We start from the raw sequence: 23,510 nt of genomic DNA on the forward strand, positions 1-23,510 counted from the left end.
CGCCGCCTCACGGGTATCGGCGCAGTTCAGACAGTTGGCTCGAGATACGCCAGCCAGTCGCGTCCGAGGTCGCCGTAGACCAGAAAATGCGGGTTCAGCAACGAGGCCTTGGTGTTGTATGCGAGCGGCGCACCGTCGACGGTGACGACACGGCCACCGGCTTGCTCGACCACACACTGCGCCGCTGCGGTATCCCACTCCGAAGTGGGGCCGAGCCGCGGGTAGAGATCGGCCTTGCCCTCGGCAACACGGCAGAACTTCAGCGAACTGCCGACCGCGACGAAGGCGTGGTCGCCGAGGTTGGAGATGAAGACATCCATCTCCGGGCTGCCGTGCGAGCGGCTGCCGACCACGTGCACGGTGTGGTTGCAGCGGCGCACGCGGATCGGCTCGGCGGCGACACCCGGCGCTTCACGCCACGCACCGAAGCCCCGCGCCGCGAAATAGCACTCCCCCGTCACCGGGACATGCACCACGCCGAGCACCGGCCGATGCTGTTCGATCAGCGCGATGTTGACGGTGAACTCGCCGTTACGCTTGATGAACTCCTTGGTGCCGTCGAGCGGATCGACCAGCCAGTAGCGCGCCCAGCGGCTGCGCTCGGCGAAGGACAACTGGCTGCCCTCTTCCGACAGCACGGGCACCTCGGGCGTCAGCGCCTTGAGGCCGGCGACGATGGCGTCGTGCGCCGCACGATCCGCGGCCGTCAGCGGGCTCTCGTCGTCCTTCGTGTGCACCTCGAAAGCCGACTCGTAGACGACCATGATGCGGTGCGCCGCCTCGGCTGCCACCGTCTTTACCGCTTCCAACAACGCCGCGGGCTCCACCAACATGACCGCCACTCCTTACCCCGAATGAAAGGTTACTCGTCGCCATGAATTATGACGCAATGCACCATAGAAAACCGGATTCGGGCACCAAAAACAACAGGCGACCCCGAAGGGTCGCCCGTGCTTGCAAGAATTGACAGCGGCGGAACGCTGGCGCGTCAGGAGAGCTTCTCGCGGATGCGCGCGGCCTTGCCCTCGAGACCGCGCAGGTAATAGAGCTTGGCCCGGCGCACGTCACCGCGACGCTTGACGACGATCTCGGCGACGCTCGGGCTGTAGGTCTGGAACACGCGCTCGACGCCTTCGCCGTGCGAGATCTTGCGCACGGTGAACGCCGAGTTGAGCCCGCGGTTACGGCGGGCGATGACCACGCCCTCGAAGGCCTGCAGGCGCTCGCGGTTGCCTTCCTTCACCTTGACCTGCACGATCACGGTGTCTCCCGGTCCGAAGTCCGGGATCTCCTTGGTGATCGCCTCGCGTTCCAACTGTTCGATGATGTTGCTCATGTTCAACTCCTGTGAGGATCCGGTGACGCCCGGCCGATGTCGCCGGGCGCCTGCAAAGCCTGTTCATGTTCCCGCCGGAACTCGTCCAGCAGCGCCCGCCTCTGCGCGTCCAACCCGACGCCGGCCAGCAGTTCCGGACGTCGCAGCCAGGTGCGACCGAGCGCCTGCTTCAACCGCCAGCGCGCGATCGCCGCGTGGTCGCCCGACAACAGCACCCCCGGCACCTGCCGCCCGTCGATCGCCTCGGGCCGCGTGTAGTGCGGACAGTCCAGCAGCCCGTCGGCGAATGAATCCTGCTCGGCCGAAGCCGCGTTGCCGAGCACCCCGGGCGCCAGCCGGGCGACGGCGTCGATAATCACGGCCGCCGCCAGTTCGCCCCCCGACAGCACGTAATCGCCGATCGACCATTCCTCGTCGATCTCGGCCTCGATCAGCCGCTCGTCGATGCCTTCGTAGCGCCCGCAGACCAGCAGCAGCGCCGGCTCCCGCGCCAGTTCCCGCACCCCCGCCTGGTCTAGGCGCCGCCCCTGCGGGCTCAGGTAGATGCTCCGGGCCCGCTGCGGCGACGCGGCTCGCGCAGCGTCAATCGCATCGCGCAGTGGCTGCACCTTCATCAGCATTCCGGGGCCGCCGCCGTAGGGCCGGTCGTCCACCGTCTGGTGCCGATCATGGGTGTAGTCCCGCGGGTTCCAGCACGCCACCTCGATCAGGCCGCGAACCGCCCCCCGCCCGGTCACGCCGCAGCCCAGCAGCGCCGCGATGAACTCGGGGAACAGCGTGACAACATCGATCCGCATGTCGCGGTCAGAAGTCCGCGTCCCAGTCGACCTTCATCACGCCGGCCGCCAGGTCGACGGACTGCACCACCCGTCCGCTCAGGAACGGCAGCAGGCGTTCACGCTCGCCCTTGACCACCAGTACATCGTTGGCGCCGGTCGCGAAGAGATGGTCGACCACGCCCAACGCCACCCCTTCGAGGTTGATCACGCGCAGCCCTTCGAGGTCGGCCCAGTAGTATTCGCCGGGACGCGCGGGTGGCAGTTGCGAGCGCCGGATCGCGATGTCGCTGCCGAGCAGGGCCGCTGCCGCATCGCGATCGGCGATGCCCTCGAAGCGCAGCACCACACCCTTGCCGTGCGCCCGACCTGCGGCCACCGTGTAGGGACGCCATCCGCCACCGATGTCGAGATGGAGCGGCGAGTAGCCGAGGATGCCTTCGCGCGGCTCGGTATGCGAATACACCTTCACCCAGCCCTGCACGCCGTACAGGCCCGACACCCGCCCCAGCACGACCCAGTCGCGGGAGGTGGCGGCCGACGCAGTGGCCTCGGACACCGGCAAACCCGTGTCAGGCCGCAGCGGCCTGCTCTTTGATCAGAGCGGCGACGCGATCGGAGGTCTGAGCACCCTGGCCCTGCCAGTAGGCGACCCGCTCGCTGTCGAGGCTCAGGCGCGCCTCGGCACCCTTCGCAACCGGGTTGAAGAACCCCAGGCGCTCAATGTAACGGCCGTCGCGGCGATTGCGGCTGTCGGTAACGACCACGTGGTAAAACGGGCGCTTCTTCGCGCCGCCACGAGCCAGGCGAATGGTGACCATGTCGATCCTCTTGCGATTCAGGGGTGAGGCGAGGCCGCCAGCGGGCGGCCTTCGAGAAAAGCCGCGGATTGTACGCGAATTTTCGCAGGCCTCAAGGTATCGCCCGAGATCGCGGTCGGGCCACGGTGCGGCCAGCCCCGTCGTGCACTCACTTGAACGGCGGCAGGCCGCCGCCGCCGAGCCCGCCGATCGGCAGCTTGCCCTTGAGCCCCTTCATCATCTTCATCAGGCCGCCGCCGGACATCTTCTTCATCATCCGCTGCATCTCGCTGAACTGCTTCAGCAATTTGTTGACGTCCTGCACCTGGGTGCCCGAGCCGAGCGCGATACGCCGCTTGCGCGAGCCGTTGATCACGTCCGGATAGCGCCGCTCCTGCGGCGTCATCGAATTGATCATCGCGATCAGGCGCTTGATCTGGCGGTCATCGGCCTGCTGCTTGACCGCCTCCGGCACGTTGCTCATACCCGGCAGCTTGTCCAGCAGACCGGCCATGCCCCCCATGTTCATCATCTGTTCGAGCTGCTCGCGGAAATCCTCGAAGTCGAAGCCCTTGCCCTTCTTGACCTTCTCGGCAAGCTTGAGGGCCTTGTCCTTGTCGACCTTGCGCTCGACCTCCTCGACCAGGCTCAGCACGTCCCCCATGCCGAGGATGCGCGAGGCCAGACGGTCGGGATGAAAGGGTTCGAGCGCAGCGGTCTTCTCGCCGACGCCGAGGAACTTGATCGGCTTGCCGGTGATCTGGCGGATCGACAGGGCCGCGCCACCGCGGGCGTCACCGTCGGCCTTGGTGAGGATCACGCCGGTGAGCGGCAGCGCCTCGTCGAAGGCCCGCGCCGTGTTGGCGGCATCCTGGCCGGTCATGCTGTCGACCACGAACAGGGTCTCGACCGGCTTCAGCGCCGCGTGCAGGCGGCGCGCCTCGTCCATCATCTCGGCGTCGATCGCGAGACGGCCGGCGGTGTCGACCAGCAGCACGTCGAAGAAATGACGGCGTGCGTGGTCCAGCGCCGCCTGCGCGATCGCCACCGGCTGCTGCCCGGCCGCGCTGGGGAAGCACTCGACCTGAACCTCGCGGGCAAGCGTTTCGAGCTGCTTGATCGCGGCCGGACGGTAGACGTCGCAACTCACCACCAGCACCTTCTTCTTCTCGCGTTCGCGCAGCAGGCGCGCGAGCTTGGCGGTACTGGTGGTCTTGCCCGAACCCTGCAGGCCGGCCAGCAGCACCACCGCCGGCGGCTGCGCCCGCAGATCGAGCGCCGAGTTGGCCGCGCCCATCAGGGCGACCAGTTCCTCGTTGACGATCTTGACCAGCACCTGCCCCGGCGACAGGGCGGTCATCACTTCCTGCCCGACGGCCCGGGTGCGTATCTGCTCGATGAAGCTGCGCACCACCGGCAGCGCGACATCGGCCTCGAGCAGCGCCATGCGCACTTCGCGCAGCGCATCCTTGATGTTGTCCTCGGTCAGGCGGGCCTGCCCACGCAGATGTTTGACGGTGCGCAGCAGGCGCTCGCTGAGATGCTCGAACATGACGGCTCCGCGTGAATCGGCGCTGGGAGAGGGCGTGTGAGTATATCTCCGCCGCACCCGGACGGCGGGGGCCGGCGCATTTTCCCCGCAGCGCTGGCAAGCGTCGAAAGGGGGGATATACCATCGCAACCTGCCCCGTTCGACCGGTTTCCCCGCATGTACAGTTCCGCGCTCGGCAGCCTCGCCGCCCTGCTTTACCTGGCCACCGGTGCCTGGCTCGGCGTACGGCTGGCACGCACCGGACAGGCCCACCAACCGGGCAAGCTGGGAGCCCTGTTCATCGGGCTCGCCGCACTCGCGCTGCACACCCTCGTCCTCGGACAGACGGTGGTCCTGCCAACCGGCCTCAACCTTGCCTTCTTCAACGCGCTGTCGCTGTCCGGCTGGCTGATGGCAGTCCTGCTGCTCGGCGCTTCGCTGGTGCGGCCACTCGAGAACGTCGGCATCGTGCTGCTGCCGTTCTGCGCCGCCTCGGTGGCGCTGGCACTGGTGTTCCCGGCGACACGGATCGTTGCCGAGGCCCGCCAGTGGCGCATCGAGTTGCACGTGGTGGTTTCCATCCTCGCCTACGCCCTGCTCTCCCTCGCCGCGGTGCAGTCGCTGCTGCTGGCGGTGCAGGAGCGGCGGCTACGCAGCCGTCACGCCGGTGGCTTCATCCGCGGTTTTCCGCCGCTGGTGACGATGGAGGCCCTGTTGTTCCAGATGATCGGCATCGGCTTCGCCGCACTCACCCTCGCCCTCATCTCCGGCTTCCTGTTCCTCGACGACATCTTCGCCCAGCACCTCGTGCACAAGACGGTGCTGTCGATCGCCGCGTGGCTCGTGTTCGGCACCCTGCTGTGGGGACGCGCCCGCTTCGGCTGGCGCGGCCGCACCGCCATCCGCTGGACGCTGGGCGGCTTCCTGGTACTGGTCCTCGCCTATTTCGGCAGCAAGCTGGTCCTGGAACTGGTGCTGCGGCGCTGACCGCGCTACGGGGACCTACGCGGGCGGACCTGGTACAGCTGGCCAGGTTGCACCTCGGCGATACATTGCTCCAGCACGAACTGGCCCCGCACACAACTCCCGACGCGGCAGACGCCTCGGGCAGGCCAGATCAGTTCCACCTCGTCGAACGTTCCGCACTCGGGCATCGACGGATCCACCAGGAGCGTCGGCGTCGTACCGAGGGAGGCCCGCCAGAGCGGGGCGATCCGATCCCCCGGTACGGCATCGATGGTTTTGGCGAGAACGCTGCCCTGTGCCGGACGATCGACGATCAGCGAATACATGCCGCTGCGGACATCGAGGGCATGGGACGAGGGGATGGCGGCATCCAGTTGCAGCGAGGACGTTTGCGGCCCCGCCTCGACCGATAGCAGGCTGGTCATGTCGATCCCGCTCAGGCGCGTGCGCTTCATCTGGTAGACCTGCCCGGGAAACATCCGACCGGCAACGGCGGGCAGGGTGAATTGCCCTTTCGCGCAATCGACGACTGGAAAGACCCCGCGGGCCGGCCCCAGCAGCACCACCTCGTCCGCCTGCTCACAGGACGGCGCCTTCGGATCGACCATCAGTTCGCCACGCGTACCGGCCGCCGCCCGCCACACCGGCACCATGGGATCCCCCGGCCGCAGTTGCACATCCTGCACCAGCGTCACCCACCCATCCTGCTCCCTGACGACTCTTCCGAGCAGCCCCGTGCGCGCGTTGAGTGCATAGGCTGCACCGAGCGTCCCGGCGAACGTCATGCCGGCACTACCCGGCCCTGCCTGACTGGACAGCACCGTCGCCGGATCCACGGGCCCCAATTGAACCGGCGGATAGGGTACGGCGGCGCTCGGAACACGGTTGTGCCTGCCGGAGCGGCCGTGCACCACGACTCCCGCTTCCACCAGACGTCCGGACACGCCCCAGTTGACCGACTGATCCGCAGGTGCGGCATTGGAGAACAAGACGTGCAGCGTCTGTCCACCGAGCACCGGAACCGGCGTGACGAACGAGGCATAACCATGAGAAGGCGAACGCAGTTGCAGCGTTCGCAGAGTCGAGAGTGTCCGTTGGCCGTTCACCGAACCTTCGATGAGCAGTGCCATCAGGAATTGGTCACCCGGCAACGGATCGGACTCGACGAACAGGTCCGTGAGGAGCAGGGTCTTGTCGGCCGGCACCGTGTAGGGCAGCGACGAGGGAACCAGGGGGTCCGATGGAGGGTTCCATATCTGCGCCGGTGTATCCGCATGGCCGATCCCGATGCCGAAGGAACCGCCGGCTGAAAACACCCATTCACCCTGCCGTGACGACCACCACAGATAAATCAGGAGCAGCAGCGGGATGCCCACCAGACAAGCCATCGCCATCTTGAAGTAAGGCAGCTCCCGCATCCCCGGCACCGCTCCGCCCTCATTGTCTACGATGAGCAATCCAATAATGGCCTCCCTGCATGGCGTCGCGACTCACGGGGGAATGATCGAAGACGCCATCCGCGTCCATGTTCACGCATGCCCGAACAAGGTCAACATGTCGAATCACCGGCCCCGGCAGGCCGTTTCCGACGCCGGCCGCCACTCGGCCAACGTCCGAGTGGCGTCAATGCAGCGACGCCTCATGCTGACGTGCGAGCCACAGCCAGTCGACGATATCGGATTCCGGCGTATAGCCCCGCACCGCCTCCTTGAGCACCGCACGAATGTCCTGCCAATCGTATTTGCGCGAAGCGACCGAAAGACGTTCGAGATAGGCATCGATCTGCGACCACGCCAGTTGCTCCTCCTCCGCCCGCATGATCATCGGATGCTCCGTGGGCGCATCGTGATCGCCGATCAGCAATTCTTCATATAGCTTTTCGCCAGGACGCAATCCCGTGTATACGATTTCGATGTCACCGTGCGGATGCACCTCGTCACGTACCTCGAGCCCCGAGAGTCGGATCATGCGTTTGGCCAAATCAAGGATGCGGACCGGTTCTCCCATGTCGAGCACGAATACATCCCCACCCTCCCCCATGGCCCCCGCCTGGATGACCAGCTGGGCCGCTTCGGGAATCGTCATGAAGTAGCGCACGATATCGGGGTGAGTCACCGTCACCGGACCGCCACGGCGAATCTGCTCACGGAACAAGGGAACCACCGATCCGCTCGAGGCCAGCACGTTGCCGAAACGCACCATGCAGAACCGGGTGGAGGATTTTTCCTGGGCCAGCGCCTGCAGGATCAATTCGGCAAAGCGCTTGGTCGCCCCCATCACGTTCGTCGGCCTCACGGCCTTGTCGGTCGAAATGAGCACGAATGTCTCGACGCCCGCGGCGATCGCCGCCTGTGCCACGTGCAGGGTACCGAAGATATTGTTCTGGATGCCCTCGATGGGATTGTGTTCGACGATCGGCACATGCTTGTAGGCAGCCGCGTGGTAGACCGTTTCGACACCGAAAGCCTGCATGACGCGCTGAACGCGCTGCCGGTGAAGTACCGATCCCAGTATGGGCACGATTTCCACATTGACGCCTTTCGCCCTGAGCGTGGCGTTCAGTTCACGCTCAATGGCGTACAGCGCGTATTCGGAATGCTCGAAGAGCACCAGCAGCCGCGGAGCGTGCTGGATGATCTGTCGGCACAACTCGGAGCCAATCGAGCCGCCGGCGCCGGACACCAGCACCGCCTTGCCACGTACGCAGCGCTCCAGCAAAGAACCGCGCGGGCCGACAGGATCGCGGCCGAGGATGTCTTCGACGTCGACCTCGCGCAGTTCGTCGATACGTTTGGCACCACTCGCCAGCTCCGGAAGCCCTGGCATCGCCAGCACCTGAACCGGCAGGGGCGCCAATGCATCGAGGATCTGCCGGCGCCTGCCACTGGAAACCGAAGGCATCGCCAGCAGAATGCCGTCAATCTCCCTCTGCTGGACCAGCTTCTTAAGCCGGGACGGTGAATAGACCCGCAGTCCATTGATCTCGCTGCCACGCAGGTCGCGCTTGTCATCGACGAACACCACCGGGCGGAACTCCGTGCTGTGTCGCAGGGCAGTCGCCAATTGCACGCCGGCCGCACCTGCCCCGTAGATGGCCACCCGCTGGCGGTCACCACGGGTCATCAGTTCGCTGCGCAGGACATCGCGCGCCAGCAGGCGACTGCCACCGATCAGACCGATGAGCACGAACCAGTAGATGAACCATGAAGAGCGCGGCACCGTATCGCCGTGACTGAACACCCAGATCGCGATGATGATCAGCAGGCTGAGCGTGACCGCTTTCACGATCGCGTACAGCATCTCCGCACCCGCGTAGCGGATGAGCGAGCGATAGAAGCGCAGCGCGTGAAAGACGGGCAGGGACACCAGGATGGCGACAGGAAACAGCCATGTGACCTGTTCGAGCATCTGCGGCCATAACTGGCCGAAACGCAGCGAAAACGCAGCCCAAAGCGCGATCGCGACCGCCACGGTGTCGCTCGTGACCAGGGCAAGGCGACGTGCCAGGCGTGGTGAATCAATCAGGCGCCGCAGTAAAGGGGTCCACATCAGCTTCTTTTCCCTGCTTCCTCTGCCTCACCGGCGTTGAAGTGCAGAGCCAGCAACACCAGCGGCAGGTAAGCGACAAGGACCGTCGGTATGGCCCACTGCGGATACGACTGCGCCAACAAGGCGCAGGGGAACAACCAGACGATATCGATGAGCAAGACGGCCAGCGTCACTGGACGGTGCCCTGCATAGCGGCGCGACGCCCATTGATAGGCATGGCTCCGATGCGCAGCGTACCACTTCTGTCCCCGCAGCCACCGGCGCACGAGGGTGACGGTCGCATCGACGCAGAAGACCCCCAGAAGAATCAGCCACGGCCACACGGCCGTGACGCCGGTCACCACGGCATGCAGGGCAAAGCCACCGAGGGCGTAACCGATGAAACCGCTACCCGCATCCCCCATGAAAATACGGGCCGGTGGCCAGTTGAGCAGCAGAAAGCCGAGGCTGGCCGCGGCGAGCATGAGCAACGGGAACGGCGCCCCCCCCTCCAGGCCGAGCATCAAGGCGCCCGCACTCGCCACGAAAACGGCTTCCGTACCGGCGATGCCATCGATACCGTCCATGAAGTTATAAAGGTTGAGGAGCCATACGAGCCCCACCACCCCGACCACGGCACCGGCAATACCCCATGCGACACTGCCGAATCCGAGATCGAGTGTCGGCCAGCCGCCAAGGATAAACAACGCCCAGACCGCGGCGGCGACATGGAAGACGATGCGGACACGCGCCGGCAGCGATGCATGATCATCCCAGAAACCGATCAGCGCGATTAATCCCCCTCCCCCCGCAAGAATGCCAAGCAGGCCGGAGTCGACGTCACCTTTGGCGTAGAGCATTCCGATGCCCGCCAGGAAACTCATGACGATCGCCACCCCGCCGCCGCGTGGAGTGGGCCGCACATGAGAACTGCGTTCGTTCGGCACATCCAGGATCTGCCGAGCCAGGGCATAGCGGCGCAGGCACAGCGTGCCCGCGTAGGCCGCGGCAAACACTGCGATGAGGATCAATCCATTACCAAACATGTCAACCACCTCCATTGCCGAGGATGGCCTGTGCCGTCCTGCGCAGGCCATCCTCGACCGCTACCGGTGGTTCCCAGCCCAACAATGTCCGGGCTTTGCCCGCGTCGACTTCCAGCGACCCACACAGTCGATTCATCTCGGCACCACGTCCGCTCCATCGTCCAAGCGCAGTCAGCAATCCCTGCGGCACCGGAAACAGGCGCGCCGGCCGCCCCATGCCCGCAGCCAGCCCGCGAATCAATGCCGGGGTGGATAAATCACGCCCGTCGGCTGCCAGAAAGATTTCACCCGCCGCCCGCGGATGCGTCAGGGCACACAGCAGGAGGTCGGCCAGATTCCAGACGCCAATCAAACTGCGGCGGTTATCGATCGAAGCGAATGGCAAGGGCAATCCACTTGCCACGGCCCGCAGGATCCGCCGCAAATTGCCGCCCACCCCGGGGCCGTACACCAGCGGCGGTCGTACGATGGCCACTTCGAGGTGGCTCGCCGCCGAGATACGCAGAAGTTCTGTTTCCGCCTCCCATTTCGAAATGCCATAGGGATCCACCGGAGCAGCCGGATCGGTTTCAGTGAAGGGCGGGCGCTCATCCGTTGACTCGCCGTTGACCTTGATCGAACTGACGAACACCAAGCGCCCGACACCAGCCGCAGCAGCCTGCGTCGCGAGCCGGCTGGTACCCGCCACGTTGACGCGACGGAACTCGTTGAGCGGATCGCTGGCCTGCTCATGCATCACGTGCACACGGGCTGCAAGATGTATCACGGCCCCCACACCGTCCAGCGCCGCGCTCCAATCGGTATCGGCGCCAATATCCCCCACCACGGCAGATTCGACTCCGGTGGGCAGTGCAAAGGCGCGACGCAACGCCGCACGCACCCGCCAACCGCGATCGAGTAACTGACGACATACCTCACTGCCTATGAAACCCGTGGCACCGGTGACCAGAACAACATTCATGTGGCCTCTCTCTGACACTCACCATCTGAACGGGTGAGCATGCAATCACAGCAAGCCAGCCCTCTGCAGCGGGTCTGCTTCACAGGAATGGAGACCCCCATCGCTACCGAAGCCCGGCAAAGATCAGGTAATTCCAGGGCGGCGCCACTTGAATACGGGGTCGCGCAGAATCCACGCAGCCAAGCAGTAGAGCACCGTCCCCGAGCTCAAAGCCAGCAGCAAACCCGATATCGATTCAGGAAAATCCCATGCCTGATAGAGCATCGCCATCAGCGTCCCCGCCACAAGGGCCCGCCAGACGCTCTTCCACCATAAATCGGGCGTCGTCTGCAATACGCCCTTCAAGCGCATGCTCAGCAGTACCGCGTAAATGAGGGCATAGACGCTGGTACCCAAGGCAATGCCGAGGTAGCCCATTGTTTCGACCAGAACCCAGCACACCCCCACGTGCAGCAATGCCGATAGCACGCCGATATGCATCGGGGTACGTGTATCGCCCGCTGCGAAATAGATCCGGTTGAGCAAAACGATGAAACTTTGCGGCAATAGGCCGATGGCATAATAAACAAGGGCGGCAGCAGCTCGCGATGTCGCTTCGGCGTCGAAAGCTCCGCGTTCAAACAGCACGCGTACGATAAGTCGTGACTCGCACAACAGGAATATCATTGCAGGGATCATGCAAAAACAGACGAGACCTAGCCCCAGGGCAAAGCGGCTCCTCGCCTCTTCGGCGCTCCCACGCGAAAGAGCCTCGACCAGCGCCGGAAAAAAAACTGCTGCGACAGCCGCAGCAAAAATTCCGATCGGCAACCCTTCGAGCCGGGCAGCATAGTTCAGAACCGCGATACTGCCGGGCGCCAGATCGGAAACCAGCGCCTTCTGAATCAGCGCACTGACCTGATCCGCGACCAGCAGAAATACCAGGGGCAGCATCGCGCCGACGAGTTCACGCAGCGCCCCAGGGCTGTATTCAGGCTCGCAGCGCGGCAGCACGGCCCTTACTTGGGGAACAAGAACCAGCGCGACTGCCGCCCCCAGCAACGTGCCCTGCGCAAGGCCGACGATGCCGGCCGTGGGAACGACGAGCAATAAAAAGACAATCAGTACGATGTTGTTGAGAACCGGGATCAAGGCGGGAAGAAAAAAGCGCTGATGCGCGTGCAGGACGGACTGCAGCAAACTGCCAAGCCCCGCCATCACCACCATCGGTGCGAGCCAGTGCAGCATCTGCGCTGTTAGCGCCTGGCGTTCGGCATCAAATCCCGGGAGCACCAGTGCCACCCAGAAATCCGCCCCCAGCCACAGCGCCATCGCAATCGCCAACAGCAGCAGGGTCAGTCCGTGAAGCGTCTTGCGCCACAGACCATACGCTTGGGCCGACGCATTCTGCACCAGTGCCCGTTGATAACGCGGCATGAACGCGCCTTGCAGCGATCCTGCCGAAAAGATCAAAAAACACACCGCGGCGATAGAGAATGCGCTCACAAAGACATCCGCAACACCAGCCGCACCAAAAGCACGCGCGAACAGTATCTCGCGGACGAAACCGAGTAGATTCGCCGCCAGCGTGAGGCTCGCGATCAGCGCAGTGGCTCGCAGGTACGGTCTCAATGCTTCACCTTACGAGCAATCAGTGTCAGGTTATTGCCCTGTCCGAGCCATCCACCAATGTGATCGATCTGCTCGATCCACAAGCTGTACAGCCAGCGCTTGGCTGCTCCGCCAAGATTACCGAGCGGCGCTTGCGGCACCTCTTCCACCTGATGTTGCGCCGCACTCCCCGTCACGGCGCTGCGGCGCGGCGCCAGACGCTGGCGTAACCATGCTGCCTGGTGGCGCAGGATATCGCCTTCACTGCGGGTATTGCCTGCGCGGAGATAGAGGATTTCCAATCCACGTTGGCTGGCCGCTTTGCTGAGGACCTCCGGAGTAAAATAACTGAGATGGGTGGACATCACGGCAATCCAGTTGCGCCCCATCCGGCGGGCCTGCCATCCGTTTGCATTGGGGACGCGCACCATCAACGTACCGCCGGGTGCCAGGTGCGCTATCAGGCTGTCCAGATCCTCACCTGGCGTGGTCGTGTGCTCCAAGTAATCAAACAGCGTCACCACGTCGAAATATTCGTCCGGCGCCAGTGTCATGGCCAGGGTCCCACAGCGGATATCGGCAATACCGTTCCGGCGCCCCCAGGCAGCCGTGTCAGGATCAAGTTCCACGCCACTGACACACCAGCCCCGAGTTTGTGCCAGTTGCAGGAAAAGACCACTGCCACACCCTACGTCGAGCAATCGACCTGGTGGTGCACAATATGTCTCAAGTAGGCGTAAGTGATGCTGCTCGAACTCGCGTAGTCGTTCTGCAACATGCTGCGGATCGGCCATCACTCGCCGATAAGCATAGCCGTACCAAAGTTCGTAGACACGCGACAGGCTCGTCGAGTCGAACCGTTGTCCAAGGAAAATCAACTCGCACTCCCGGCAGCGATGTCGCACATTTTCGACATCTACTGGTAATTGCGCCATGCCACCGGGGAGATACCGATTGATTTCCTTCATTAAAGTGTCGACGACCCTGTCAAATTGATCATGTTCAAGGCTGCCGCAAAGCGGGCACTCCTTGACCGCCTCCGTGTTCAGTTCAATCAACGGCATCGCAAGACCTCGCATATGTGCGGACAAAGAAACGCCGCGGTGAGCGGATCATACGAGGCCCATCCCCACATGCATGCCCCCGCACTGATCATCCCCGTGCATGTTCACGCTGTACCCCGAGCAGCAACCCCCACATGCCTCCGAGTACCAAGTTGAACGGAATCAGGCGGAAAACCGCAAAGAAAAGACCATAAACCGCCATGACTGCAACGGTAGCAAACGTCAGTTCGGGTAATCCACTCTCCCTCGGGCAGCGACGCCATGCGAGCACTGCAGGGCCGAACAATACCGCAGCATAAACCCCAAGCCCGAGCAACCCGCCGGTCATCAAGACATACATCACCCAGTTATGAACATACCCCACACGGGTATCCAGCCATTCGCCATTGCCCGCATCGAATCGGATGTTATGCTGAACTCCCAGGCCATGCCCGACCAGTGGCGAGGCGCGAAAGTGATCCCATGCAATACGATACTCCTCCATACGCGACGCGATATTGGCGTCTTTCGGCTGCCCCTCCATTTTTCCGGGCATCGCAGATTGTAAGGGGGTCGGGGCCCTCAAGGATGCAATGGAACCATCCACGGATGATGCAGCCATACCCTCCTTCCCTTGATTAGGCGACGCATCGAAGGAAACGCTGGCCTGTTCTTGCATTTGGACAAGACGGTTAAGGTAAATGGCTTCCAGATTGAATCCGGTGATCGTGCCAGCACCAGTGGCAACGAGGGCGAGGAAAAGAACGACGACACGCTTCGCCCCTCCCCTCCTGATGGCCACGAGCATAAGTACCAGCGCTACCAGAAAACTCGATAACAACATGCTCCGCGTATAGGTAAGAACAATTGCGGTGGTTGCCAATATGCTCAACCCAAGTCCGAGCATGCGCAACAACCAGTTGCTCAGCCACAAACTGGCCCAAGCCCCCCACACCACTCCGAGACAAAGCAGGGTATCGGTCGCCTGCTGCAAGCGCTGAGTGACACGTATGGCAAATTCGAACACCTGCTTGCCTAGCGCCTGAGCCTCGGCATAGCCCATTGATATCCATGTGCCATTATCAAAAATATAAGTCGCAGGCCGCCAAAGCTGCTCGCCTACATAAACTTGTACGACATGCCAAGAGAAAAGTGCTGCGGCAATACCTGCCGCCCATTGCCAACCATGTGCGAACACCCTATTGGCTCTCGCTTCCAGCCAGATAGGTAGAAAATAACTCATAAAAACGAAAGGTGCGGCACCCCGCACCCAGTCAGCAACAGATACTCCGTTCCAGAATGCCGTAAAAAAATTTAAAACAAACCAGCCAGTCACAATCGACAACCAAATGCAACCTGCTCGCGGCAGGCCTGCGAGCATCGAGCGGTGGCGCCAGATGCTAGACAGACCAGCAACCGTAATCGTGATGGCGAAACCGAACTCTCGCCACCCAACGGTGGTCGGCGTGGGGTTGATCATGTACATCAGCGGCAAGGCGGCGACCAGGCCAACCGCGGGTTGGCGCAGTGACCAAGCCGCCAATGCAACGGTTACAGCGAGTACCACGTAGCGCATGCCTTCCCCGGCGTGGACCGCGAGAATCGCCGCGAGCGTGGCAAGACCGATGGCAATATACAAAGATGAACGGGAGGCCATAAATACCCATTGAATGGAGTGCGGGGATCAGTTGGTTGGGCACCAACACGCCCGGCGACGACACCTCAATTTTAGTCTGTCGAAGCCAGCCAACGAACACTCAGCATGTCTCGCCATGTGGCTCCACCGCCAACACCTGCCGCAGCAACCGTGCATCGACCTGTCATCTGGCGCAAAACCACGCTCTTTAGGCATTTGTCAGTGTGGCTCCTTGAAAACTTGACTCCTAGGGTGCTGGCGCCACTACCGCACTAATCCGCACTCGCCGCGGGCGAGCGACGCCCGGCCGCCTGCATTCGCTCCAACTCAGATCCAGCCTCATGACCATGTCCTTGGATCACGCTTTCCAAGACTGCGAGCATATCCTGCGCTTGTTTTTCCCGAGTATACGATGGCGACGCCGCGTAACTGGACGTTGCCAGTTCACGCACTCGATCAGGGCTGCTTGCCAACATCTTCACGGTCTCGGCGAGGACTTCCGGGCGAGCAGCAGGCACCCAGACCCCGGCATTTTCTCCAACCACGATTCGACTCGCTTCACCTTCCGGGGAAACGATCAGAAGCGGCAATCCCATTCCCATGGCCTCGAACATTTTCGACGGAATGACTCCGGCGAAAACTGGGTCATCCTTCAAGTGGATCAGCGCCATCGAGCAGAGACTCCAATAACGCGGCATTTCGTCCTTTGGGCGGGTCGGCACGAATATGACGTTGCTCAGCCGCAACCGCTGCGCATCAGCCTGGAGTTGCTCTTTCGCTGCACCGGTACCGACGAACAAGAATCTCACACGATCGTCGTCACGCAGCAGATCGGCCGCACGAATCACATTGTCGAGACCGTGCGCCATGCCATGCGTGCCGATATAGCCAACAACAAAGCGATCACCTATACCGAGTTCATTTGCGAGTTCAGGGTCGCGCGCCCGCGGACTGTAGCGAGGAAGGTCCACACCATTGATGACGACGGCGATTTTATCGGCCGGAATTGCTCTGAAAACAAGATCTTCTTTGAATGAACGCGTAAGCGCAACGACCGCAGCCGATCTGCGATAGAGAAAGAGCTCGAGCCTCTCCATCCAGCGTAAAAACAGGTTTTTCCGCATCGCACCGACGGCCATGATCGAAGCAGGCCATAGATCGCCCAGTTCGAAAACAAACGGAACCCTGCGCAAGCCGCTCAGCATCCAACCGCCGACCGCGGCAAAAAACTGCGGCGACGTCGCCACTACCACATCCGGCCGCTGCTGGAATAGTCCGGCTGCCACAGCCGTAAACATGTAGGAAATGAAATCCGCCGTCCGCTTGGCGACACCTTCATTCTTGGCAATGTAGGTTTTGACCCGCACCACACGGATTCCACGCATATCCTCTGTTCGGTACCAGTCGTTGTGGTAACCTTCATAAACCTGACCAGTCGGAAAGTTCGGCGCACAGGTGATCACCGTGACTTTATGCCCCCACTCCACCCAATAACATGCACGCTCGAATACCCGCGTAGCCGAGGCATTCACTTCAGGAGGAAAATTTTCGGTCAGGAAAAGGATATTCATGGATTCGCCGTTTTATCGTGCAGAGACCATTCAATACGGGTGCTCATTTCCAACGGCAACCGGCCGCGACGATTGAGCACAATCCGCGTACAGGACAACACTTTTCCGAACTCTGGATGATAATCTGCTGGGCGAAGTTCTAGCGCATCGAACCCGGCAAATCGAATTATACAAAGCGGTTTACGCACATCCGCGTCGATAATAAGTTCTACAGTATCTTGGGCAGCGTGGACGACTGTGATGCCAGGGTGCACCAGCAAACTAATCGCCACATCATGCACACCATCGCCCGAAACCTTATCAACAATATCAATGAAATTGTCGACAACCACCCAGTCACGACGGTGTCGGGGCCGCCCTGGCAAGTAGCGATACCCATCATGGCATGCACCAAAAACCCACTTACGGTTTGAATCCGCCGCAAATATGGCATCGTATACGTGCGCTCGACGCCCCACGCGGAACCCCGACCAAACCTCCGATGAGTCTTGCCCATCCACCATTAATGTGTTATGGGCATCCGTACGCCGCAATGCCAACCGCTCGGGGCTCGTCCCATAGCATGAAGTACCGGTATCGACGATGACTCGACGACCAGCCAGCGATAACTCAAAACTCAGCGTATCGGCATGACCATGCCCCGGCTGATAGGCTGGGCCGAGTTCTCCAATATCGGCAATCAGTGTTATCAGCGAGTTACGCACGCTGACGTAACCCGAATCGCTAAGATGTAATCCAGACTCTGGCGCTGATGCCACGATAGTCAAACGCGCCGCGTAATCCACCAATTCCGCCAGCGTTGGGGCAATTCCGAAAGCCGCGTCGTTAAACAACGCAATTTCCCCATCGGGATGCACCATGGCTTTTAGCCATAGCAACATTCGCTGTGCGGCATTGCCCAATCGAACACACAGAAAATCCAAGCGCGAATCGGATCTGTGTCCAGACATAAGATTGATAAGATCAAGAACGCCCTCCAAAACAAGCGCATGATACATTGGACTGCGTTCGAAATGACCGCCATCAGCCAAGATCTGTTCACCGATTTGTTCATCCAGCAGTTGAATGCCAGTTTCAAGCCATTCGCTACTCTCTGGGCCATCAAAGCATAAACCGGCGAACATCAAGGCGCGGGCATTTTCGAAAACATGATTTCCCAGTAAATGCCACTCGATGGAGCGCGCCAAATAGCGCACCTGTACAGCGAGGCTCCCACGCGCATCCGCGCTTAGATCACCGCCTTGGCAATACCATTTCAGCCAGTTCACAATGCGCAAGGACAGACAAAAGGGCTCCCATCCTGTTCCATGTCCCGGGGGATTGTCTCTAAGCCAGCGCGCGATCAAGTCACGATGCCAATCGCGCCGCGAAGCGGCGTCAACTGCGACGAGATCGGCGAAGTAATGCAGATTGTACGACCATAGCCGATCACGCCTTGGTGAGATCCAGTCTGCGGCAGACGCTACTTGATGTTCGACATTTAGAAAACGGAAACGATCAGGGGCGACCATGCAGATCGGTCCGGCGATCGATGGTTGCCAGCGCTCAACCGGCGATCTTAGCGCGGGAGCGGGTCGGATATCCGGACGAATACGCACCCAGTGATTACGGATACGCCAATAGATCTGTCTTGGGCGTAGGTGGACTACCGTCCGAGCAAGTCTGCCCAGTGCCGGAATAGTGATCATGCATAAGCCCCCTCAGCCTCTACTCCAGCAGCCTTATGAGCCCCCAACCAGAAGCCGAGGTAAAGCAACTGCCACAACTTGTAGGACTCATTTGATTGGCCAGAAAAATGGCGTGTTATAAGTTCATCACACAAGTCGAGATCAACATGGTCCCGCAACGGCCCAGTGCGCAGCGTTTCACCAATCAATGCCGCACCGAGCATTGCAATCTTGCTGTCGAGAGGCGGGTTAAAGCCAACCTTCGGTCGATCAACCAACGATTTCGGCAAGCGTTTGCGTAATAACTGTCGCAATGGCCGCTTGGTCTGGCTTAAACTCAAAAGCGCAGCGTCCGGAAGCGCCATGGCAGCCGCAGCCAGTTTCGTCGTAATCAGCGGAACCCGCACTTCAATGGAATGGGCCATGCTTGACCGATCTGTCACCGTCAAGTTATGAGCAAGAAATCCGTAGCGATCTAGGTACAAAGCCTGCTTTAGCGGCGATAGATGAACAGCTGGTTGCAACAACTCCTCCACACGTGCTTGGTACTGAGCAATCGCATCATGTTTTCCGAGCAAGCGACCAACTTCCAACGGTGAAAAATAGCCAATCAAACGCGTATATGCCGCAGTAAAATCCGCATCCTCTGCGAATCCGATCAAGCGGTCGGTTTTCTTGGCAAAATGCTTTTGTCTGCGCAGAAGAGGCGCCGCCAATTTCAGGAACGGACTTATCGCACGCGTTGTCGCACTGAATCGCACCAGACGATGCCGAGGGTATCCTGCAAACAACTCGTCACCTCCCATACCACTGAGCATTACTTTGAAGCCGCGCCGCCGGGCGACGTGTGCAATCTCCTCGCTGGCAAGATAAGTGTAATCAGATATGGGCTCCTCGGTACCATGAGCAACAGCCTCAAAACCTGCCAAAATGGCGTCGGCACCAAGCACTTCAGGAGTATGAGTAACCACCGACATCGGCATGCCAAAGCGCCCAGCAATCGCTTCGGCGTAACCGACGTCACCACTCCCAGCATGTATTCCATAGTCAACAAATAACGCCTCGAGCCCCGTTGGTGCCATTGCAGCAAGGACGGATGAATCGAGACCACCACTAAAAAACAGCCCCACAGGCACATCTGCCAAACACTGTAACCGCATCGACTCCAACAATAGTTCGTCGATCTCTCTCCTCCGCTCTTGAACATCCAAGATCAAAGGATCGTAATAACGATGAACTGTCATCTGTTTCGTCGCAAGCGAGAACCGCGCGCATTCTCCTGGCGCAAGCTTTTGCACGTTTCGAATACCGGTGGCGGGTTCATATAGCCACCCATTCATCAAAAACTCGGCAAGCGAGTCAGTGTCGGGCTCTTTCGTCAAGCGTGCCAACGCTACAAGAGCGCGAATCTCGGAGGCAAATGCCAGAGTTCCATTTGCTGCATCCACAGAGAAGTAAAGCGGCTTAATACCAAAAGGATCGCGGGCCATAAACAAGAACTGCTCCACACAATCCAGGATGGCAAAAGCGAACATGCCGTCCAGCATCGGCAGACAAGCTTCGCCCCATTTGCGGAAAGCTTCAAGCAAGACCTCGGTATCGGATCGTGTCCGGAATGCCGCACCATTCGCCGACAGTTGCTCACGTAAATACTCGTGATTATAGATTTCTCCGTTGAATACGATTACATAGCGCCCATCGCTTGACACGAACGGCTGGTTGGCTGCTTCGGTTAAATCCAGGATACTTAAGCGGACATGTCCGAGCCCCACTGGACATCGTAGTCCAGCAGAACGCCATTCATTCTGGGCATCAGGTCCACGATGACGCATGGCTGCAAGCGCTGCACGCATATCGAATTCAGCATCAACGCCGGCATAACCTGCAATTCCACACATTCTCTAGATTACCCTAATCGCCAACACGAACATCTCAGACAAACCGTCATTACAAAATATTGAGCGTACCGACGAAATTCAACGCACCAGCACTACCAACAAAAAAAATAAAACTAAAAAGCTAATCGCGTATTGCTCGATAATCTTTTTCAGTTTCACCAATCTTACGCGCGGGCACCCCGGCAACGATAGAGTGATCGTCAACGTCATGCGTAACCACTGCACTGGCGCCCACGATCACTCGGTTACCTATCTGAATATCACCCAATATCCGCGCTCCAGCCGCAAGGTATACATGATCGCCAATTTTTGGACAGCGATTCGGTACGCGCGAAAAAAAACCTTCAGTAGCTCCGATAGTAATTCCCTGACCAATGACGCAATAATCACCAATCACCGCATCTGCATGGATCACCACCCCCATGCCACCATACGCAAACACTGTCCCGCGACCGATTTTTGCCGATGGTGGAATGTATGAGTTGAAAATCAAAAAAATAAGATTGCGAACCAACCACGGCAATGCAGGGACTCGTTTTAAGTAGAGAAAATGGGCTATTCGATAAAAATTTATCGCGTTCATATGCGTCCAGTCAGAATTTCCCAGTCGCCGCGCCGCAACGGGAAAAAAACAAACGCCAGCCCCCCGAGACACGCTACTGCCAACAGGAGATCGAAGACCTGCATTACAGCCCCAACGACCATAATGGAAACGATCGCAGGTATGAGCATCAAAGCGATCGACGCTGACCGCCCTACTTGAGCAACAACAATCAGCAACGTCGCATACAGGCCGACACTTACCGCGTAAACAGATAAAGCATCCTGAAAATCTTTCACCCAAAAACTCACTGTACACAACGCTACGAAGCCAATGGCATTCATCGCCATCAACCGCTTGCGCAAGCCGAGTGCTAGCAAATAGCGCTCAAGACAAACCATCCAGAAAAAAGTGATCATAACCCCTGAGACATTCGCATAGGGTTCGAATTCCAATCGAAATCTGGCCAGAACGACTACAAAAGCAGCAGCGACAAAAAAATACCAGAATGCCACTCGCAGTAGAGGAATCAGACGCGCCGCAGCCCCACTGGAGTGCATTGCCACAAAAATCGCTTTGGCATTCACCGGAAAAGCACTGATGCTGGCTTGTGCAATGGAAATAAGCACACGCAGGCGTGCCAATGAACTCGCATCCAGTATCGGCGAGCACAGGAGAGGAAAAATTGTCGTAAGAAAACTGAAGATCAAGGTCGAACATAACGCAATCGGCATCTGCACTGCAGCAGTCCGCATCACGCCGAGCAAGGTATGGCTGATTCCACCACGCCAAGTGGAGACACGTGCCAGCAGAACGAAACCGACCACCACTCCAACGGAGTTTGTTATCAGCAGAATACCGCGCAAGCCAGGACCGCTTTCAGAATCGTAGAGTTGAAACAGCACCAGTCCGATAAAGCTGACATTAAAGACAATCAGATAACCAACCAAAGCACGCAGCAGGCGCAGCCTATGCAGGCTGAGCATGACCGATGAACTGCTCAGCATAACAAATAATAATGGTAGATCGACTTCGCCGACTCCAAACAGGGGAGCAACCGTCCAAGCCAGCGCCCCCAAAACCAAGTTGAATGCAAGACTGGTGACAAAAAAACGCTCTTCGGCAATCAGCGCGATGAGTGGTTCGGCAACGATATCGATCAATCTGTGACAAACCAGCGTTAACAGCACGGTTTGTAAAAAGCTACCGTAGGATTTCAGCCCAAACACCAGTGGGTATGCGAAATTCATCAGCAATCCACTGGTCAAGATCAATATTTGAACCAGCGCGTTCATTGAACCTACTCACTGCGCTCGACACTGGCAGTCAATCAATGCGAATTGATCCAACCACTCGTGTAAACCACGAAGAATTTTTCGTGCAAAAAACACTCTCGTCATACTACTATCCTCTGAGCGGCAGCATCGCCGAACCTAACAATCAACGAATTTGCCTTATTTATATTATCCACTCCCGCATCTTCACCATGCGCTATCAAAAACACCCCGGGAGCCAGCACGCAGGCCTACCCTGAGTCGCTAGACGATATCGGTCTGGCATATTCGTCGCCGAAGTCGTAGCCTCCAAGAGTGGATGATTTATCGGCGGAGTCAAGAATGAAGTGCAACACCGCTCTTCAAATTGTTGATTAGTTCAAGGAATACTCGCTCGGCGTTCGAAAGCCGAGGCATTTACGTGGCCGATTATTGAGAGCGCGGGCGATGTCATTGAGGTAGGTCTGCGAGAAGACCGACAGATCGATCCCTTTGGGCAAATACTCGCGGATGGTCTCGTTCATGTTTTCATTACTCGGACGCTGCCAGGGGCTGTGGGGATCGGCGAAGTAGATGTCGATCTTCAGGCGTCGCGCCAATTCCGCATGGTGTGCCATTTCCTTTCCTTAGTCGTAGGTCAGCGTTTTGCGGATGCTGGCGGGCACATACCGAAAACGGCGTGTGAACGCTTCCAGGGCCGAATCCGCAGTCGCATCGGCCATCTTGGCCAGCAATACAAAACGACTAGTGCGCTCTACCAGCGTCCCTACCGCACTCCGGTTATAGGCCCCTTTGATCAAATCACCTTCCCAATGACCAGGGACTGCGCGTGATAGCACTTCGACTGACCGTTCATGAATCGAAACCATGTCGATCAAGCTTCGTCGACGCTCACCACGCGCTCGAGGCAGACGAGTCTGGTGAGACTTTCGTAGTAAAGAAATCAATTCCTTACGCAACTCCCCACGCGGAGTCACGTAAATCGTCCGGTATATCGTTTCATGCGATACATGAAAGCTGGGATCGTTTGGGTGCATCTGCCGTAGCCTGCCGGCAATCTGCTCCGGTGACCAGCCCTGACGCATTTTGTCGATCACTTTGTTCATCAACATCGACCCGACCTTCAACTTCACCAAGCCGCGGCGTCGCTGCCGATGAGCAACCTGGCCGGCATGGACTGCATCATAGGTCTGCCCCTCATCGCCGCCCGGCCCATTATGTGTCGCATCGATTCGCTGATATACCGTGCGTGGTCCATCCATTATTTTATGTAGTCATTATGATAGTCGGCCCAATTTAATCCAGAAGATGATTGCTCCTTGAAGGACGGTATACACCGCATATGC

At 59.6% G+C, this 23,510-nt stretch carries 19 protein-coding genes and 1 pseudogene; 1 reads left to right on the forward strand and 19 read right to left on the reverse strand.

Annotated features, from left to right (window positions below; translation table 11 throughout):
* Positions 1 to 26: 26 nt before the first annotated feature.
* The 6 genes from cysQ to ffh all read right to left on the reverse strand — a co-directional run bounded on the left by cysQ (position 27) and on the right by ffh (position 4,464).
* Positions 27 to 833, reverse strand: a complete 807-nt coding sequence (gene cysQ / locus EV699_RS14370) for a 3'(2'),5'-bisphosphate nucleotidase CysQ (protein WP_132543947.1) — start codon at positions 831 to 833, stop codon at positions 27 to 29.
* A gap of 155 nt (positions 834 to 988) precedes the next feature.
* Complete coding sequence (gene rplS / locus EV699_RS14375) at positions 989 to 1,336, reverse strand: 50S ribosomal protein L19 (protein WP_132543949.1); 348 nt, start codon at positions 1,334 to 1,336, stop codon at positions 989 to 991.
* 2 nt (positions 1,337 to 1,338) lie between these two features.
* Positions 1,339 to 2,133, reverse strand: coding sequence for a tRNA (guanosine(37)-N1)-methyltransferase TrmD (gene trmD / locus EV699_RS14380; RefSeq protein ID WP_132543951.1), 795 nt, complete (start codon positions 2,131 to 2,133; stop codon positions 1,339 to 1,341).
* A 7-nt stretch (positions 2,134 to 2,140) separates the two neighbouring features.
* Positions 2,141 to 2,671, reverse strand: coding sequence for a ribosome maturation factor RimM (gene rimM / locus EV699_RS14385; protein ID WP_132543953.1), 531 nt, complete (start codon positions 2,669 to 2,671; stop codon positions 2,141 to 2,143).
* A gap of 13 nt (positions 2,672 to 2,684) precedes the next feature.
* Positions 2,685 to 2,933, reverse strand: coding sequence for a 30S ribosomal protein S16 (gene rpsP / locus EV699_RS14390; protein ID WP_132543955.1), 249 nt, complete (start codon positions 2,931 to 2,933; stop codon positions 2,685 to 2,687).
* Between the two features lie 148 nt (positions 2,934 to 3,081).
* Positions 3,082 to 4,464 carry a signal recognition particle protein gene (gene ffh / locus EV699_RS14395; RefSeq protein WP_132543957.1) on the reverse strand — a complete coding sequence of 461 codons (1,383 nt, stop codon included), beginning with the start codon at positions 4,462 to 4,464 and terminating at the stop codon, positions 3,082 to 3,084.
* Positions 4,465 to 4,620: 156 nt separating this feature from the next.
* Between ffh and EV699_RS14400 the strand changes: the two genes are divergently transcribed.
* Positions 4,621 to 5,430 (forward strand): cytochrome C assembly family protein, encoded by an 810-nt coding sequence (locus EV699_RS14400; protein ID WP_132543959.1) that lies wholly within the window; start codon positions 4,621 to 4,623, stop codon positions 5,428 to 5,430.
* 5 nt (positions 5,431 to 5,435) lie between these two features.
* Here EV699_RS14400 and EV699_RS14405 read toward each other — a convergent pair whose 3' ends face one another.
* The 13 genes and pseudogenes from EV699_RS14405 to EV699_RS14470 all read right to left on the reverse strand — a co-directional run.
* Positions 5,436 to 6,866: a hypothetical protein gene (locus tag EV699_RS14405; protein ID WP_132543961.1), complete on the reverse strand. Its 1,431-nt coding sequence runs from the start codon at positions 6,864 to 6,866 to the stop codon at positions 5,436 to 5,438.
* Between the two features lie 166 nt (positions 6,867 to 7,032).
* Positions 7,033 to 8,958 (reverse strand): polysaccharide biosynthesis protein, encoded by a 1,926-nt coding sequence (locus EV699_RS14410; protein WP_132543963.1) that lies wholly within the window; start codon positions 8,956 to 8,958, stop codon positions 7,033 to 7,035.
* Positions 8,958 to 9,983 carry an MraY family glycosyltransferase gene (locus EV699_RS14415; RefSeq protein ID WP_132543965.1) on the reverse strand — a complete coding sequence of 342 codons (1,026 nt, stop codon included), beginning with the start codon at positions 9,981 to 9,983 and terminating at the stop codon, positions 8,958 to 8,960. Before EV699_RS14415 ends, EV699_RS14410 begins: the two co-directional genes overlap by 1 nt.
* A 1-nt stretch (position 9,984) precedes the next feature.
* On the reverse strand, positions 9,985 to 10,944 hold the full coding sequence (locus tag EV699_RS14420) for a UDP-glucose 4-epimerase family protein (RefSeq protein WP_132543967.1): 960 nt from the start codon (positions 10,942 to 10,944) through the stop codon (positions 9,985 to 9,987).
* Positions 10,945 to 11,067: 123 nt separating this feature from the next.
* Positions 11,068 to 12,555 carry a murein biosynthesis integral membrane protein MurJ gene (murJ, locus tag EV699_RS14425; protein WP_132543969.1) on the reverse strand — a complete coding sequence of 496 codons (1,488 nt, stop codon included), beginning with the start codon at positions 12,553 to 12,555 and terminating at the stop codon, positions 11,068 to 11,070.
* Positions 12,552 to 13,598 carry a class I SAM-dependent methyltransferase gene (locus EV699_RS14430; protein ID WP_165904155.1) on the reverse strand — a complete coding sequence of 349 codons (1,047 nt, stop codon included), beginning with the start codon at positions 13,596 to 13,598 and terminating at the stop codon, positions 12,552 to 12,554. Before EV699_RS14430 ends, murJ begins: the two co-directional genes overlap by 4 nt.
* An 88-nt stretch (positions 13,599 to 13,686) precedes the next feature.
* The gene (locus tag EV699_RS14435; protein ID WP_165904156.1) at positions 13,687 to 15,153 is read right to left on the reverse strand and encodes an O-antigen ligase family protein; all 1,467 of its coding nucleotides are present in this window, start codon (positions 15,151 to 15,153) and stop codon (positions 13,687 to 13,689) included.
* Between the two features lie 332 nt (positions 15,154 to 15,485).
* The gene (locus EV699_RS14440) at positions 15,486 to 16,784 is read right to left on the reverse strand and encodes a glycosyltransferase family 4 protein (RefSeq protein ID WP_132543975.1); all 1,299 of its coding nucleotides are present in this window, start codon (positions 16,782 to 16,784) and stop codon (positions 15,486 to 15,488) included.
* Positions 16,781 to 18,295, reverse strand: coding sequence for a heparinase II/III family protein (locus EV699_RS14445; RefSeq protein ID WP_165904157.1), 1,515 nt, complete (start codon positions 18,293 to 18,295; stop codon positions 16,781 to 16,783). The genes EV699_RS14440 and EV699_RS14445 overlap by 4 nt, the downstream gene beginning before the upstream one ends.
* 173 nt (positions 18,296 to 18,468) lie before the next feature.
* Entirely contained in the window at positions 18,469 to 20,349 is a 1,881-nt protein-coding gene (asnB, locus tag EV699_RS14450) for an asparagine synthase (glutamine-hydrolyzing) (RefSeq protein ID WP_132543979.1), read from the reverse strand.
* Between the two features lie 121 nt (positions 20,350 to 20,470).
* On the reverse strand, positions 20,471 to 20,932 hold the full coding sequence (locus EV699_RS14455; protein WP_132543981.1) for a serine O-acetyltransferase: 462 nt from the start codon (positions 20,930 to 20,932) through the stop codon (positions 20,471 to 20,473).
* Positions 20,929 to 22,185, reverse strand: coding sequence for a hypothetical protein (locus tag EV699_RS14460; protein WP_132543983.1), 1,257 nt, complete (start codon positions 22,183 to 22,185; stop codon positions 20,929 to 20,931). The genes EV699_RS14455 and EV699_RS14460 overlap by 4 nt, the downstream gene beginning before the upstream one ends.
* Positions 22,186 to 22,500: 315 nt before the next feature.
* Positions 22,501 to 23,357: pseudogene (locus EV699_RS14470) on the reverse strand (IS30 family transposase); the annotation flags it as partial.
* Positions 23,358 to 23,510 lie beyond the last annotated feature (153 nt).

It is taken from the genome of Plasticicumulans lactativorans (assembly GCF_004341245.1).
Classification (GTDB): Bacteria; Pseudomonadota; Gammaproteobacteria; order Competibacterales; family Competibacteraceae; genus Plasticicumulans_A; species Plasticicumulans_A lactativorans.